Below are 16,687 nucleotides of genomic sequence, written 5' to 3'. Positions count from 1 at the left end.
ATACATTATTTTCCTTACTTTTGCGACGACTTACAACGTTAATTGACAATAAACTTAATACAAAAGCATTATGGCAAAGCAATTCAAACCGGAAACGCTATGCGTGCAAGCCGGATGGACACCTAAAAAAGGAGAACCTCGTGTACTTCCCATCTACCAAAGCACTACTTTCAAATATGAAACCAGCGAACAAATGGCACGTCTATTCGACCTCGAAGACAGCGGATATTTCTACACTCGTCTGCAAAATCCCACGAACGATGCTGTTGCTGCCAAGATAGCCGCCCTTGAAGGTGGTGTGGCCGCCATGCTCACTTCCAGCGGACAGGCGGCCAACTTCTACGCCGTGTTCAATATCTGCGAGGCAGGCGACCACCTGGTATGTTCTTCCTGCATCTACGGGGGCACATACAATCTCTTTTGCGTTACGATGAAGAAACTGGGCATCGACGTAACTTTCGTCAATCCCGACGCTCCGGAAGAAGAGATCTCAGCAGCTTTCCGCCCCAACACCAAAGCACTGTTCGGTGAAGTCATCTCCAATCCTACACTGGAAGTGATTGACATCGAGAAGTTTGCGCGTATTGCTCACAGCCACGGTGTTCCTCTGATTGTGGACAATACTTTCCCTACCCCCATCAACTGCCGCCCTTTTGAATGGGGAGCCGATATCGTAACCCACTCCACCACCAAATACATGGACGGACATGCAACTTCCGTAGGAGGCGCCATTGTAGACAGCGGTAATTTCGACTGGGAAGCACATGCCGACAAGTTTCCCGGCTTGTGTACACCGGACGACTCTTATCACGGACTGATTTATACAAAAAGTTTCGGCAAGATGGCCTACATCACCAAAGCTACAGCCCAACTGATGCGTGACCTCGGCAGTATCCAGTCTCCGCAGAACGCTTTTCTGCTGAACATCGGTTTGGAAACTTTGCACTTGCGCGTACCGCAACATTGTAAGAATGCACAAGCAGTAGCCGAGTTTCTCTCACACAACGATAAGGTAGCATGGGTGAATTACAGCGGTCTGCCGGAAGACAAATATCACACCCTGGCACTGAAATATCTACCCGGCGGTTCATGCGGTGTTGTCACTTTCGGATTGAAAGGAGGACGCAATGTGGCAACCCAATTTATGGACTCATTGCAACTGGTGAGCATCGTCACCCACGTAGCCGATGCCCGCACCTGTGTGCTACACCCTGCCAGCCATACGCACCGTCAGCTTACGGACGAACAACTGATGGCGGCCGGCGTGCGTCCCGATTTGATTCGTCTTTCCGTAGGTATAGAAAATGTAGACGACATCATAGCCGATATCGAACAGGCACTGAAATAAAACTAAAAAACGAAGACGCAGAGAGTTTTTCATAGGATTAGTTTAGGAGACACATAAACTTAATATCTATACAGAAACAATTCCCTGCGTCTTCATTTTTATATCGTAAAGCGAAAAACTATAATAAAAAAAGATATTTCACTCACGCTAAACTACCATTCTAAAACTTTTATCCCTACATTTGTGGTCAATTTATAACCAATTTAATGTTTTACCATGGCTAAGATAACCAAAGAAGCAGCCTTGCTTTATCATTCACAAGGCAAACCGGGTAAGATTGAAGTAGTGCCCACCAAACCCTATAGTACCCAAACCGACCTCTCGCTCGCTTATTCTCCGGGCGTAGCGGAACCTTGTCTTGAAATCGAGAAAAATCCGCAAGATGCTTATAAATATACGGCAAAAGGAAATCTGGTAGCCGTTATCTCCAATGGCACCGCAGTGCTCGGATTAGGCGACATCGGTGCTCTCAGCGGCAAGCCTGTGATGGAAGGGAAAGGTTTGTTGTTCAAAATCTATGCGGGCATCGACGTCTTCGATATCGAAGTGAACGAAAAAGACCCTGACAAATTTATCGAAGCCGTCAAAGCCATCGCCCCCACATTCGGAGGCATCAATCTGGAAGACATCAAAGCACCCGAATGCTTCGAAATCGAGCGCCGATTGAAAGAAGAGCTGGACATCCCCGTAATGCATGATGACCAGCATGGCACAGCCATCATCTCCGGTGCCGGACTGCTGAATGCGCTCGAAGTGGCGGGCAAGAAGATTGAGGACGTAAAAATCGTGGTGAACGGAGCAGGTGCTTCGGCCACCTCATGTACAAAATTGTATGAAGCGCTCGGTGCACGCCGCGAAAATATCCTGATGCTGGACAGCAAAGGAGTCATCACCGACGACCGCGAGAATCTGACCGAACAAAAGCGCTATTTCGCCACCGACCGCCGCAACGTACACACATTGGCCGAAGCAATCAGAGGGGCCGATGTTTTCCTCGGACTCTCAAAAGGCAATGTGCTGACACAAGACATGGTGCGTAGCATGGCCGAACATCCGATTGTATTCGCCCTTGCCAATCCTACTCCGGAAATATCCTATGAAGATGCCACGGCGGCACGACCGGACGTGCTGATGTCTACCGGCCGTTCCGACTATCCCAACCAGATAAATAACGTAATCGGATTCCCATATATCTTCCGTGGCGCCCTCGACACGCAAGCAAAAGCCATCAACGAAGAGATGAAAATTGCCGCTGTACACGCCATTGCCAATCTGGCCAAACAGCCTGTACCGGATGTCGTTAACGAGACATATCACGTAAACAACTTTACTTTCGGCCCCGAATACTTCATACCGAAACCCGTAGACCCTCGCCTCATCACCGAGGTTTCATGTGCCGTGGCCCAAGCTGCCATGGAAAGCGGAGTGGCCCGCAAGAAGATAGAAAACTGGGACGCCTATAGAGTGCAATTGCGCGAGTTGATGGGATATGAAAGCAAACTGACGCGCCAACTCTACGATACTGCCCGCCGCAACCCGCAGCGCGTAGTGTTTGCAGAAGGCATCCATCCCAACATGCTGAAAGCCGCTGTCGAAGCAAAGGCAGAAGGAATCTGCCATCCCATTATATTAGGAAATGATGAAGCCATCGAAAAATTGGCACAAGAGATCGACCTCAGCCTTGAAGGAATTGAAATCGTAAATTTGCGCCATCCCGATGAAGCGCCACGCCGCGAACGGTATGCCCGTATTCTTTCGGAAAAACGTGCCCGCGAAGGCGCTACCTACGAAGAGGCCAACGACAAGATGTTCGAACGCAACTATTTCGGCATGATGATGGTAGAAACCGGAGAGGCGGACGCTTTCATCACCGGCCTTTACACCAAATACAGCAATACAATCAAAGTAGCAAAGGAGGTTATCGGCATTCGTCCGGAATTCAAGCATTTCGGAACAATGCACATATTGAATTCCAAAAAAGGGACGTACTTTCTGGCAGACACGCTGATAAACCGCCATCCCGACAGGGAAACACTGATAGACGTGGCCAAATTGGCCGAAAACACCGTGCGTTTCTTTAATCACACACCGGTAATAGCCATGTTGAGCTACAGCAATTTCGGAGCAGATACCGAAGGCAGTCCGGTACAGGTACACGAAGCCGTGGAGTATATGCAGCAAAACTATCCCGATCTTGCCATTGACGGTGAGATGCAGGTAAATTTTGCCATGAACCGCACGGTGCGTGACGCCAAATATCCTTTCACCCGCCTGAAAGGGAAAGAAGTGAATACACTCGTATTCCCAAACCTCAGTTCGGCCAACTCTGCTTACAAACTATTACAAACAATGAATAGCGAGACAGAACTGATTGGTCCTATCCAGATGGGATTGAACAAACCTATTCATTTCACCGATTTCGAGAGTTCAGTACGCGATATCGTCAATATCACCGCAGTAGCGGTAATTGACGCCATTGTATATAAAAAGAAAGCAGGCAAATGAGAAAGCCGTTATCCAAATTTCAAATAGTTTGCATCGTATTGCTTTGGGCGGCACTTTGCTATATCGTTCTGATATCCGCCGAACGGATTGACGGCCCCATCATTCTGATGCTTGCCATTTCAGCCGCATTAGTCTTCATTCCGGTGATAAAATCACTCAAAAAAAGATAAATAATACCTTTTTTATTCCTTTTTGCGGGATAAAACAACAAAAAGGCTGTTTTATCCCGCATTTTATTTATAAAATGTTTGCCAATATCATTTTTATATTTACTTTTGCAACCGCAACAAGAAATAAAACAACAAATAGAAACCCGATTCATATTTCAAGTAACATAATAACAGCAAACCTATAAAAGAAAGATTATGAATGCAGCCAAGGTATTGGAAGATTTGAAAAGACGGTTCCCCAACGAGCCGGAGTATCATCAGGCAGTAGAAGAAGTGCTCTCTACCATTGAAGAAGAATATAACAAACATCCGGAGTTTGACAAAGCCAATCTGATTGAGCGTCTCTGTATTCCCGATCGAATTTATCAATTCCGCGTCACATGGGTAGATGACAAAGGCAACGTGCAAACCAACATGGGCTATCGCGTACAGCACAACAACGCCATCGGCCCCTACAAAGGCGGTGTACGCTTTCATGCTTCCGTAAACCTGTCAATCCTTAAATTCCTTGCTTTCGAACAGACTTTCAAAAACTCATTGACCACCCTGCCTATGGGAGGAGGTAAAGGCGGTTCGGACTTTTCTCCGCGCGGCAAATCAAATACCGAAGTGATGCGTTTCGTTCAGGCTTTCATGCTGGAGCTGTGGCGTCATATCGGTCCCGAAACAGATGTACCTGCCGGTGACATCGGCGTAGGCGGACGTGAAGTAGGTTTCATGTTCGGCATGTACAAGAAACTGACCCATGAGTTCACGGGAACTTTCACAGGTAAAGGCCGTGAGTTCGGAGGTTCGCTGATACGTCCGGAAGCTACCGGCTACGGCAATATCTACTTCCTGACGGAAATGCTGAAAACCAAGGGCACCGATTTAAAAGGCAAGACTTGTCTGATTTCAGGTTCGGGCAACGTAGCACAGTACACTGCCGAGAAGGTGTTGCAACTGGGAGGTAAAGTACTGACCATGTCCGACTCCAACGGTTATATATACGATCCGGCAGGCATCAATCGCGAGAAGTTGGATTACATCATGGAACTGAAGAACCTCTATCGCGGACGCATTCGCGAATATGCCGGACAATATCCCGGCGTAAAATATGTGGAGGGCGCCCGTCCTTGGGGTGAGAAAGCCGACATTGCCCTACCCTCTGCCACTCAGAACGAAATCAATGGAGATGATGCCAAGAAACTGATGGCCAACGGTGTGATGGCCGTTTCCGAAGGAGCCAACATGCCTTCTACCCCTGAAGCTATCCGCATATTCCAAGAAGCCAAGATTTTGTATGCTCCGGGCAAGGCTGCCAATGCCGGAGGTGTATCGGTATCCGGTCTGGAGATGACGCAAAACTCCATCAAGTTGAGCTGGAGTGCCGAAGAGGTAGATGAAAAGCTGAAGAGCATCATGAAGAACATACACGCCGCTTGCATACAATACGGAACGGAGGCCGACGGCTATGTAAACTACGTGAAAGGCGCCAACGTCGCCGGATTTATGAAGGTGGCCAAAGCAATGATGGCACAAGGCATTTTATAAAACAACACGAAAACCCATTTATCACAACAAAAGGCGAAAGGGACAACAATCCGTTTTCGCCTTTCACTTTTCAGTCCGTCACTTTCAAACGGCCACAAGCACAAGAATATGTCTTTCCGGAAATACCTTTCTATGCAAAAGAAAATATTTTTATTATAAATATTCGAAATGATTGCAGAAACCAATAAAATCAGAAGACCTTAAGCACTCTTCTCATACAGAGCATGATAGCAGGTCCATAGAAACCGGCAACCACTTTCCAAAGCTCTATTCAGAGCAGGCTACACTATCATTCCTCTTTTTCCCAAAACTATATTTTGCGTAACTTTGCAACCGGTCTTACACTTTGAAGTGAAAGTAAAGACGACACAATCGTCCCCAGGTATATGGCAATAGAACGACTGACCATACAAACAAAACAGTGCAAAAAGAAAAAGAAAAAGAAAACAAATGAGCTATTCCGGACTCATTTAACGACCAACAAAAAAGGTATTAAGATGAAAAAGGCATTATTATCAGCATTTATATGCATTATTTTGATGGCTTGTGGAAAAGATGACATTACCGAATTTCCTCAACCGACACCCGCTCCCGCACCGGAGCAACCCAAAGAATCTGATTCGCCCACCGAACAGCCACAGTCGCCGGCAACCGTAACGCAAGAAGACATAGCCGCATATTTCGGCTTCGACAAGTCAAAAGACGTAAACGTTGCCGCAGCGCTTACCCACACCCGAAAGGAGACGCAGCAAATAAACGGAAAGACCATCAGCCTTGCCGATGCCGAGATAAAAAGCAAAGACGAACAGGGAGGTTCATTAGTGTTGCATGTGGCAGGCAAAGTAAACGAGACCTCTTTTGATAAGGAATTTACGTATAGTGGTTTCGTGAAGAAACCCGGAGATTATCAAATGACCAACCGTGCGCAGGTGAAATGGAAAGAGGGTATAAACCCTTACGAAACATTCGATTTCGATGGCTTCTACAGACTACACAAAACAGACATGTTCAGTACCGATAACCTCGAGCGAATGATGGATTTTCACTCCTCCGCCACAGAAACCGGCTATATGTATCCTTTCACTTCGGAAGATATAAAGAAAACCACGATTGATGAGGTGAAATATGAAGGACAGGGACAGATTTCATTCTCGCTGAAATACAACAACATCAAGTCAAAAAGCAGATTCTTCCTCCCATTCGACAAGAATAAGTACTACGAAGGCAAAATCACGATAAGCACGGACTTCATAAAACAAAGCTACATGAGAGGCATATACGAGAATCCAGCCCTGTTCAACGGCCTATTGTTCTCATACGACGACGAGACGTACGCCGTAGTGATAAACGAAAACCGAAAAGAGAAAAGCGATAGCGACAACACGCTTACACTGCATCTAAGCCTCCGTGCAAAGAGTAACGGCGATATCCCGCTTGCCGAATTTGACAAGACATTCGCAGGATTCAAACCTCTGAAAGAGCTGAAAAATGAGTTGAAAACCCACCTTACAGCCGTACTGCATGAGTTTATGAAAGAGAAAGTTAAAAACAGCGGTGACGGCGATGTGACGAACAGACTTTCCATGTCCATAGAAAAATGGATACGCCATGTAGAGTTCGTCGACAAAAAGGAGCAGAAAACTTTGGCATGGGAAAAGAACCGTTGGGGCAAAAATGTACTGAGCGGCCTCCACACATCCATGAAGGATATTTATCTGGACAATGTGCGATTCGAACTCACCTCCGCCAAACTGAACGAAGAGGAGGGACGAAAGTTCCTGCATATCACCTTCCGAATGACGGGAGCCAATGAATTGGTACTGACGGACGATGCCATCGAATTCAAGATGTCGATACATATTCCTTCCTAAGATGAAAGAATATGCGCGCCCTGTACGGGTGTTATAAACTTTTATACTTTCCGCACCCAAAAACGTCCGGTGCAGAGCAAGCCTTACTACGCACTGAAAACCAGACCGGTACATTTTACTAAAACCCGGTTGAATTTTTAGTAAATCTTCGGGGAGTTTTCAGTAAGCGTTTTTTCCCTGTGCATACAAGTCCGTTTTTTGTCAATAATATTTTAAAAGCACGTTTCTCTTCATTACGAAAGGGGGGGGTAGAAGAACAGCAGATAAGGACCAGCGGCTTCTGCCCCTCTAAGAAAAAAATGCGGCGGATGATTGCCGAAAAGCTCTTTTTATCCGTATTTTTGCAACCCGCATCCATCGTCCCACCGATGGCATATGCGGCAACAAAAGCGACATTACAGAAATTAATCATAAACAGCAATGGAAACAAAGGAAATCCCCGTACTGCTGCTGACAGGCTATCTGGGCAGCGGAAAGACCACTTTGGTAAACCATATTCTTTCCAACAAACGCGGCATTAAATTCGCCGTCATCGTCAACGACCTTGGTGAGGTGAACATCGACGCGGAACTCATACAAAAAGGCGGCATCGTAGGGAAAAAGGACGAAAGCCTCGTCGCGCTTCAAAACGGTTGCATCTGCTGCACGCTGAAGGCCGACCTGATAGAGCAGCTGCAAGAAATCATGCAGATGCAGCGCTTTGACTACATCGTCATCGAAGCCAGCGGCATCTGCGAACCTGAACCCATTGCCCAAACCATTTGCTCCATCCCCCGCATGGGCGGAGCATACACCCGATACGGCATCTGCCGCTTGGACTGCATCGTCACCGTGGTAGATGCCCTGCGTCTGCAAAGCGAGTTTTCCTGCGGCAACGACCTCGCCCGCAAAGGCTTAGATGAAGAAGATATAGAAAATCTCATCATACAGCAGATAGAGTTCTGCAACATTGTCTTGCTGAACAAAGCCTCGGAAGTGCAACCCGAAGAGCTGAAAGGCATCAGGCAGATAATACGCACCTTGCAGCCCGGTGCCGAAATCATGGAATGCGATTATACGGACATCAATTTGGATAAGATAATCCACACCCGATTGTTCGATTTTGAACGTGTGGCCACCTCGGCAGGATGGGTGCGCGAAATAGAACGTCCGGTCAGCGAAGAGGAAGAGAAAGAAGTTGATCGCCATCACCACCATGAGGAGGAACATGGGCATGAGCATGAGCACCATCATCACGATTGCGAAGAACATTGCCACCATCACGCGGAGGGTGGCGAAGCCGAGGAATACGGCATCAGTACCTTTGTCTATTATCGCCGTCAGGCATTCGACATCCATAAGTTCGACCACTTCATCGCAACCAAATGGAGCCGTAACATCATCCGCGCCAAAGGCGTATGCTACTTCAGCCACAACCGCGACATGTCCTACCTCTTTGAGCAAGCCGGCACGCAGAAGCAACTTACGGAGGCCGGGCTGTGGTATGCCACAGCCCCCGAAGAGGATTTGATTGAATTGATGCGCCAAGAGCCGGGTCTGTTGCGCGACTGGGATGAGAAATACGGAGACCGCATGCAAAAGATTGTCTTCATCGGCCGGCATTTGGACAAAGAGCAATTGGCACGCGACCTTGACGCATGTTTGGACTAAGGGAGGTTTATTTCTCCACCAAACGGAACGTCTTGAAATAAACCTTACGGTCGGCACCGGAGACATTGGTCAGCCTCATCTTCAGCACCTTCAAGCCTGCCACGGCTGCCTTCAGCTGTGTCCTACTTCCATAGGGTTGCAGTTCTACGGGTTGCCAATGCCCGCCATCGGCAGTAACCTCCAGCCGGAACAGTGAATCCGCGACTTCCCTGTTTCCCAAGTCGATGAACAATGAAGCCAGACTGCGGGCATAATCCATCGAGAGAAGCAGCGAGCCGTTGGTCTGCCAGTCTATCACCTCGTTGGACGGAGCAATGTTTACCGTTTTTCCCTTCTGCCTCACCGGAAGCGAAGCCAGTTGCATGACATCGCTTTCCAAAGTGTAGGGCGAATAGACCGCCTGCGTATCCAACTGGGCGTTGAACAATTTGTTGTATCGCACTGTAGAGACTTCGAACAACGTATTGAAAGCCGGCAACAGATACTTACCACAACATTTCACTCCCACCTGATAAAGGGCATCTGTCTCACACATCAGTCTTTGCAGGGCTTGGGCATGGGCGTGGCTTTGAACAAAAGCTTCCTTTTGCGATTGCAAGCGCATCATGTCAAGCACTTCTTTCCCATACTCGCCCACTAATTTGAACTGGGTCAGCCAGGGCTTTATCTCGTCTATCAGCGGACGGTTCGCATTGCCCGAAGCCAGCAACATATCAGCGGCAACAATTATTTTTCGGCACTCTTCGGCCACCAGGCGGTAAGCCGAATCGTCCGGACTTCCTTTTTCCTGATAACTGCCCAACAGCGTTGTGAGAACCGGTTGGATGGCTACGGACTCATCGCGCCGGAAGTTATGCCCATTCGGGCCTAAATCGGAATTATGGGAAGCAAAGGTTTCCAGATAGTCGGCGTGCAAGGGCATAAGGTCTTTAACGGCTCTCCGCCAGGAAGCATCACTGTCGTAACGGTTCATATTCCAAGTATAATCTGCTACACTATAAAGTGAGATTTTAGAAGCCTCCGCATGCTCCATCGGATTGGATACGAAAGCAGCCAGTTCATCTTTGATGTCGGTACCGTTTCCATAAACCGGCCCTAACAGCAGATGGTCTCGTACATAGTCCGAAACAGGAAAATTCCACCAGATATAAGCCTTGCGCTTCAGCAGCGGGTTGATAAAGTCCATCGTCGGTTTGTCTATGGTGGCAACTACTTTATCGCCTGTCCACATGATTTGTATGCTCTCGTTCAGTTTATCGCCCAATGTGGTGAGGTATCCTCCCTCCACTTTCGCCCACGATTTGTTATACTCCGTAGGGCACATAATCAACGGGGCAACGTCTTTTTTGATTTTCACAAAATGGTTGTCAATATAGTTCAGCAACTCGGCCTGCTTGTCTGCCTTGGTGCCTTCACCCGATATGTCGTCGAAGAACACGGCAAAGCCGCGCACGCCCAGTTGATACATGCTTTCGAACTTCTGCAACAGTTGCGAGCGGTCTTCTTCGTTCCAACGAATATCTTGTCCCGGATGGATGGCCCAGTAAAAGATAACGTTGTTTTCATGCGCCTTGTCCACAAGCATTCTCAACTGTTCCGCTTCGCGTGGAGGATAGGGTTTGCGCCAATGAGGAGTACTATGGTAAGGGTCATCCTTGGGGCCATACAGATAAACGTTCATTTTATTTCTGCCATAAAACTCGAGTTGACGCATACGGGCTTCATGACTCCACGGTGTGCCGTAGAAACCTTCTACCACACCGCGGTAGGGGACATCGGGATAGTCGGTTATTTCAACCAAAGGCAATCTGCCCTGAGCAAGCAGTTGAGAAAGTGTCTGTACGCCATAGTACACACCACGTTCATCGGCACCGGCAATGACGATACGCTCTTTAGCAATTTTCAGGAAATAACCTTCCGGCTTTTGCGGAATCCGGCTTCCAAACTCTTTGACCGCCTTATCTCCTTTCACGCCAACATATATGCGAAAAGAAGCTTTCGACGCCTCTCCCGGCATCAACCGCCGAAGCAATGATAAGCCGGATTCAGCATGCGGCAAATCGGACGCCAGCAACTTGTATTGTGCGGGGATATCTACAAAGCCATTTTGAGTGACATACTCTTTCGGAGTGGGTTGCAAATGGAAATCTTGCGCACGAAGCGTGGTTATCGTCAGCAAGCCAAAGATTCCAAGTAATAGAAAATCTTTCTTCATAACAAATGTTTTTATGGAATTAAAGGAGGTTTGTTAATCGCTTATAAACTGCCGGATGAAGGAAATAACGTATATCTTTCCCTTCAGCCAGCGCTCTGCGTATAAAGGTAGAGCTGATATCGAACACAGGAGAAGAAGCCAGACACACGCCTTCGGGCAAAGATTCCGCATCTATCGGATAACCGGGACGGGGATAAATGATAATCCGGTTTTCCGTAAGTAAACGTTCCGATTGGTACCAACGAGGAAAGAGGCTCCAATTATCAGTTCCAATTATAAGGGAAAAAGCACATTGAGGATAAGTGCGTTTCAGTTCATCCAATGTGTGAATGGTATAGGAAGGGCGAGGCAAATGAAACTCGAAATCGGACGCGCGGAACTTTGAATAACCTTCAATGGCAAGTTTCACCAACTCCAGACGAAACTTATCATCCATCAGATTCTTTTCTTCCTTTAAAGGATTGCGAGGAGTGACCATAAACCACACCTCATCCAATCCCTCGTACTCGCAAAGATAATTGGCAAGAGCCAGATGGCCGATATGCACCGGATTGAACGAACCGCTGAAAATGCCTACTTTCAGAGGGTTCATTGCGCCAAGAATTGAGAAATTACTTTTAATGCTTCTTCTTTGGCGTCTTCCAGATTGTCATTCACAATCACCGTGTCGAACTTTGAGGCAAAGCTGAGCTCGTAGTGAGCTTTCGCCACACGGCTTTCAATGACTTCGGGCGCATCAGTCCCCCTGCCCACCAAACGTTTGCGCAACTCTTCTATCGAAGGAGGCTGAATGAAGACCGACAAGGCACGTTCGCCATAGTATTTTTTTATGTTGCAACCGCCCACCACATCTACATCGAACACGACGTTCTGACCGGCATCCAATTGCTTCTCTACTTGCGCCTTCAACGTTCCGTAAAAACGGTCTTGATACACTTCTTCATATTCCAGAAATTCATCATTGGCTATGCGACGACGAAACTCCTCGGGAGACAAGAAGAAATACTCCACCCCATCCTTTTCCGTTCCACGAGGAGAGCGGCTGGTTGCCGAAATGGAAAAAGCCAAATTCAGATTCTGCGTCAACAGATAGTTGATAATCGTCGACTTACCCGAGCCCGAAGGGGCTGAAAAGATAATAAGTTTGCCCATTCTTGATACAAAAATCACATTACGTTCAGCACTTGTTCTTTGATTTGCTCCAGTTCATCCTTCATCTGCACCACGAGCTTCTGCATCTCCGCATGATTGGATTTGCTACCCAAAGTATTGATTTCACGTCCCATCTCCTGAGCTATAAAGCCTAATTTCTTACCCTGTCCGCTCCCGCTCTCCAACGTATTGATAAAGTACTTCAGATGGTTACCAAGGCGTTGTTTTTCCTCGTTGATATCCAACTTCTCAATGTAATAGATCAGTTCTTGCTCCAGACGGTTCTTGTCGTAATCCACGCTCAGGTCTTTCTCCAAAGCGTCGGTAATCCGCTCCCGTACTTTCGCCACCCTTTCTTTTTCAAAAGGAGCTACAGCTTCGAGCAGACGACTGATATTGGCAATTTTCTCGCGGAATTTCTTCTCAAGCGCAACACCTTCCTGCTTGCGAAAGTCCACTAAAGAGTTCACAGCCTTTTCTACCGCCGAATGAACCAACGCCCACTCTTCCTCGCTCAACTCTTGCGTTTCGGTTTTGGTCATCACGTCAGGCATACGAAGCAATGTAGCGAACCAATCTTCCGGCTCGGGAATGCCCAATGTATCCGATAAATATCTGATACGCTCGTAATAGGCAGTCACCAACTCCTGACTGATGGGAGTGGCCGTCTGTTCGGTATCTTTCTTTTCGAGCCAAAGGTAGAAATCGACCTTTCCGCGTTCCAGCACCTTGGATACTTCATTACGTATCTCCATCTCTTTCTCCCTATATAGAGGAGCGATGCGGGTCGACAAGTCCATCGCCTTACTATTAAGCGACTTGATTTCAACGCTCACTTTCTTATCAGGCAGTTCGACAGCAGCCCTGCCGTAGCCTGTCATAGATTGTATCATAATGTTATAGTTTTGTGCAAAAGTACGTGATTATTTTAATTACTGAAAATAATCACGTACTTTTGCCACAACAAAAACAAGAATGAAAGCTATGTCATGTATTTTACATATTGAGACGTCCACTGCCGCCTGCTCCGTAGCTCTGAGTGAAGACGGACAGAACGTTTTCAAAAAGGAGGATTTGAACGGCCCCTCGCACGCTGTCTCATTGGGAGTATTTATAGACGAGGCACTCTCGTTTGCCGACAGCCATGCCATGCCCTTGGATGCTGTTGCTGTGAGCTGCGGCCCGGGTTCCTATACCGGACTGCGTATCGGCGTATCCATGGCCAAAGGAATCTGCTACGGACGCAACCTTCCTCTTATCGGGCTACAGACCTTGCAAGTGCAATGTGTGCCGGTATTGCTCTACCACGAAGAGTTGCCCGATGACGCATTGCTATGCTCGATGATTGATGCCCGCCGCATGGAAGTTTATGCAGCTATCTACAATCGGGCACTGAATCCTGTTCGGGATATTGCGGCCGACATTGTAAACGAAGACTCGTACATGGAGTTTTTAGACAAGTATCCCGTCTATTTCTTCGGTGACGGTGCGGCCAAATGCAAAGACAAGATTAAACATCCCAACGCACACTTCATTGACGGCATCCGTCCGTTGGCAAGCATGATGCAGCCACTGGCAGAGAAAGCGATGGCAGAAAAAGACTTCAAAGACGTGGCCTATTTCGAGCCGTTTTACCTGAAAGAGTTTGTGGCCGGCACGCCCAAGAAAGTCCTGTAAAGGCAGCAAACCCAAGTATTACCATTATCAACAGCCAATAATAAATTGAAAGAAATGCAATATAACACCCAACAAAAACGAATGCCTCTGCCCGAATACGGTCGGAGCATCCAGAACATGGTAGACCATGCGCTTACGATTGAGAACCGTGCAGAGCGCCAACGTTGCGCAAATACAATTATCAATATCATGGGGAACATGTTTCCTCATCTGCGCGATGTGCCCGACTTCAAGCACAAGCTGTGGGATCACCTCGCCATCATGTCCGGCTTTCAGTTAGACATCGACTATCCGTACGAGATTATACGCAAGGATAACCTGAACACCAAGCCGGAAAACGTCCCCTACCCCAGCACCAAGATTCGTTACCGCCATTATGGCCGTACACTGGAAGTACTGATAAAGAAAGCCATCGAAATTCCCGAAGGGGAAGAAAAGCAGAATCTGATAGCGTTACTTTGCAACCACATGAAGAAAGACTACATGGCATGGAACAAAGACAACGTTGACGACCGCAAGATAGCAGACGACCTCTACGAGTTATCCGGCGGGAAGCTACAGATGACCGATAGTATTGTCCGTCTTATGGCAGAACGGATTGACCAGAACTATCGCCCGAAAGCAAACAGTCAAGGTAACCGGAACAACAACTGGAACAAGAAGAAATATTAAAAACGCTCCTATTCTAACACCTCATATTTTAAAGACCACATGGCATCATTTGTAATCGAAGGAGGACATAGCCTTTCCGGTGATATCTACCCTCAAGGTGCAAAGAACGAGGTTCTACAGATAATCTGCGCCACGCTGCTCACCACTGAAGAGGTAACGGTACGCAACATTCCGGACATATTGGATGTCAACAATCTCATACAATTGATGAGGGAAATAGGAGTAAGTGTTGCTAAAAAGAGCATTGACACTTATAGTTTTCGGGCAGAAAGAGTCGATTTCGGTTATTTGGAAAGTGATGAGTTCCTAAAGAAATGTTCAAGCCTTCGGGGTTCTGTCATGTTGATAGGGCCAATGGTGGCACGCTTCGGCAAAGCAATGATGTCCAAACCGGGAGGAGACAAAATAGGACGCCGTCGTCTGGATACCCACTTCGTCGGTATTCAGAATTTAGGAGCCACATTCTCTTACAACGAAGCGCGTGAAGTCTACGAAATATCGGCGGAACGGCTGCAAGGCACTTACATGCTGCTTGACGAGGCGTCCGTAACGGGAACCGCCAACATTGTGATGGCTGCTGTTCTGGCCAAAGGCAAAACAACCATCTACAATGCAGCCTGCGAACCTTACGTGCAACAGCTATGCAAGATGCTGAACCGGATGGGCGCCAAAATAGAAGGCATCGCTTCCAACCTCCTCACCATCGAAGGAGTGGATGAGCTGCATGGCACAGAACATACCATTCTGCCGGATATGATTGAAGTAGGCAGCTTCATCGGCATGGCAGCCATGACACAAAGCGAGCTGACCATAAAGAATGTTTCTCATGAGAACTTAGGAATAATTCCCGACAGTTTTCGCCGGCTTGGCATCAAAATGGAACAACGAGGAGAAGACCTCTATGTACCTGCACAAGAAAGCTTTCAAATAGAATCATTCATCGACGGTTCCATCATGACTATTGCAGATGCACCTTGGCCGGGACTGACACCGGATTTGCTCAGCGTGCTGCTAGTAGTCGCCACTCAGGCAAAAGGAAGCGTACTCATCCATCAGAAGATGTTCGAGAGCCGCCTGTTCTTTGTAGACAAACTGATAGACATGGGTGCGCAAATCATTTTATGCGATCCGCACCGGGCTGTTGTCATCGGCCATAATCATGGATTCAGACTGCGTGGTGGAAATATGACTTCGCCCGATATTCGCGCCGGCATTGCTCTGCTGATAGCAGCCATGAGCGCAGACGGCATCAGCCGAATACATAACATAGAGCAGATAGATCGCGGATACCAGAACATCGAAGGGCGACTGAATGCGCTTGGAGCAAGAATTACGAGAATATGATAAAGAAAGAAGACGTATATAAGATAGGGATATTCAACAAGCCTCACGGAGTCCGCGGAGAGTTGTCGTTCACCTTTACGGATGACATTTTCGACCAAGTGGAAGCAGAATATCTTATCTGTATGCTGGATGGCATCTTGGTACCTTTCTTCTTAGAAGAATACCGCTTCCGTTCGGACACCACCGCGCTTGTCAAGCTGGAGGGAGTGGACACTGCGGAACGTGCCCGCATGTTCACCAATACGGAAGTATATTTCCCCATCCGCCATGCGACAGAAGTCAATCCTAAAGACTTGGGTTGGAATTTCTTCGTCGGTTTCCGCATCGAAGAAGTAAACCACGGCAAGTTGGGAAAGATAGTATATGTAGATACCGCAACCGTCAATACCCTGTTTGCAGTAGATTATCAAGGAGGAGAGACACTGATTCCCGCGCAAGAGGATTTTATCGTGGACATTGACTCCGGACATAAAGTCATCACGATGCGTCTCCCCGAAGGTCTGCTGGCTTTAGACGATACAGAAGAGTTTAATTAAGAGCGAAGTATAAA

Annotated in this window: 15 protein-coding genes; 10 read left to right on the top strand and 5 right to left on the bottom strand. The window is 47.5% G+C overall.

The genetic code is table 11. The annotated features are described in order from the left end of the window. The first annotated feature begins 70 nt into the window (after positions 1–70). From C4H11_RS00465 to C4H11_RS00445, 5 genes are all read left to right on the top strand, one after another. Positions 71–1,348, top strand: a complete 1,278-nt coding sequence (locus C4H11_RS00465; protein ID WP_106040019.1) for an O-acetylhomoserine aminocarboxypropyltransferase/cysteine synthase family protein — start codon at positions 71–73, stop codon at positions 1,346–1,348. A gap of 216 nt (positions 1,349–1,564) precedes the next feature. After that, positions 1,565–3,853, top strand: coding sequence for an NADP-dependent malic enzyme (locus C4H11_RS00460; protein WP_106040018.1), 2,289 nt, complete (start codon positions 1,565–1,567; stop codon positions 3,851–3,853). After that, positions 3,850–4,023 carry a hypothetical protein gene (locus tag C4H11_RS00455; protein ID WP_106040017.1) on the top strand — a complete coding sequence of 58 codons (174 nt, stop codon included), beginning with the start codon at positions 3,850–3,852 and terminating at the stop codon, positions 4,021–4,023. Before C4H11_RS00460 ends, C4H11_RS00455 begins: the two co-directional genes overlap by 4 nt. A gap of 195 nt (positions 4,024–4,218) precedes the next feature. Further along, positions 4,219–5,556, top strand: a complete 1,338-nt coding sequence (locus C4H11_RS00450) for an NADP-specific glutamate dehydrogenase (protein ID WP_106040016.1) — start codon at positions 4,219–4,221, stop codon at positions 5,554–5,556. 497 nt (positions 5,557–6,053) lie between these two features. Further along, positions 6,054–7,427, top strand: coding sequence for a lipoprotein 17-related variable surface protein (locus C4H11_RS00445; protein ID WP_234819847.1), 1,374 nt, complete (start codon positions 6,054–6,056; stop codon positions 7,425–7,427). A gap of 118 nt (positions 7,428–7,545) precedes the next feature. On the opposite strand, the gene C4H11_RS00440 is transcribed toward C4H11_RS00445, so the two are convergent. Continuing rightward, positions 7,546–7,839, bottom strand: coding sequence for a hypothetical protein (locus C4H11_RS00440; protein WP_106040015.1), 294 nt, complete (start codon positions 7,837–7,839; stop codon positions 7,546–7,548). Positions 7,840–7,847: 8 nt separating this feature from the next. On the opposite strand from C4H11_RS00440, the gene C4H11_RS00435 reads away from it, so the two are divergent. Beyond that, the gene (locus tag C4H11_RS00435; RefSeq protein ID WP_106040014.1) at positions 7,848–9,077 is read left to right on the top strand and encodes a CobW family GTP-binding protein; all 1,230 of its coding nucleotides are present in this window, start codon (positions 7,848–7,850) and stop codon (positions 9,075–9,077) included. A gap of 7 nt (positions 9,078–9,084) precedes the next feature. Here C4H11_RS00435 and C4H11_RS00430 read toward each other — a convergent pair whose 3' ends face one another. The 4 genes from C4H11_RS00430 to C4H11_RS00415 are packed head-to-tail and all read right to left on the bottom strand — an operon-like array spanning position 9,085 to position 13,337. Then, positions 9,085–11,292, bottom strand: coding sequence for a beta-N-acetylglucosaminidase (locus C4H11_RS00430; protein WP_106040013.1), 2,208 nt, complete (start codon positions 11,290–11,292; stop codon positions 9,085–9,087). Positions 11,293–11,311: 19 nt separating this feature from the next. Next, positions 11,312–11,875, bottom strand: a complete 564-nt coding sequence (gene nadD, locus C4H11_RS00425; protein WP_106042964.1) for a nicotinate (nicotinamide) nucleotide adenylyltransferase — start codon at positions 11,873–11,875, stop codon at positions 11,312–11,314. A 5-nt stretch (positions 11,876–11,880) separates the two neighbouring features. Further along, positions 11,881–12,444 (bottom strand): guanylate kinase, encoded by a 564-nt coding sequence (gene gmk, locus C4H11_RS00420; RefSeq protein WP_106040012.1) that lies wholly within the window; start codon positions 12,442–12,444, stop codon positions 11,881–11,883. Between the two features lie 14 nt (positions 12,445–12,458). Next, the gene (locus tag C4H11_RS00415) at positions 12,459–13,337 is read right to left on the bottom strand and encodes a YicC/YloC family endoribonuclease (protein WP_106040011.1); all 879 of its coding nucleotides are present in this window, start codon (positions 13,335–13,337) and stop codon (positions 12,459–12,461) included. Positions 13,338–13,428: 91 nt separating this feature from the next. On the opposite strand from C4H11_RS00415, the gene tsaB reads away from it, so the two are divergent. From tsaB to rimM, 4 genes are read left to right on the top strand one after another with little or no spacing between them, the layout of a single operon-like run. After that, positions 13,429–14,121: a tRNA (adenosine(37)-N6)-threonylcarbamoyltransferase complex dimerization subunit type 1 TsaB gene (tsaB, locus tag C4H11_RS00410; RefSeq protein WP_106042962.1), complete on the top strand. Its 693-nt coding sequence runs from the start codon at positions 13,429–13,431 to the stop codon at positions 14,119–14,121. Between the two features lie 54 nt (positions 14,122–14,175). Beyond that, on the top strand, positions 14,176–14,793 hold the full coding sequence (locus C4H11_RS00405; RefSeq protein WP_106040010.1) for a DUF4290 domain-containing protein: 618 nt from the start codon (positions 14,176–14,178) through the stop codon (positions 14,791–14,793). Between the two features lie 39 nt (positions 14,794–14,832). Further along, positions 14,833–16,137, top strand: coding sequence for a UDP-N-acetylglucosamine 1-carboxyvinyltransferase (gene murA, locus C4H11_RS00400; RefSeq protein ID WP_106040009.1), 1,305 nt, complete (start codon positions 14,833–14,835; stop codon positions 16,135–16,137). Then, entirely contained in the window at positions 16,134–16,673 is a 540-nt protein-coding gene (gene rimM, locus C4H11_RS00395; RefSeq protein WP_106040008.1) for a ribosome maturation factor RimM, read from the top strand. The genes murA and rimM overlap by 4 nt, the downstream gene beginning before the upstream one ends. Positions 16,674–16,687 lie beyond the last annotated feature (14 nt).

It is taken from the genome of Bacteroides zoogleoformans (assembly GCF_002998435.1).
GTDB classification, from domain to species: domain Bacteria; phylum Bacteroidota; class Bacteroidia; order Bacteroidales; family Bacteroidaceae; genus Bacteroides; species Bacteroides zoogleoformans.
Note: the sequence above shows the minus strand (reverse complement) of the source record. Positions and strands in the feature narration are given on the sequence as shown.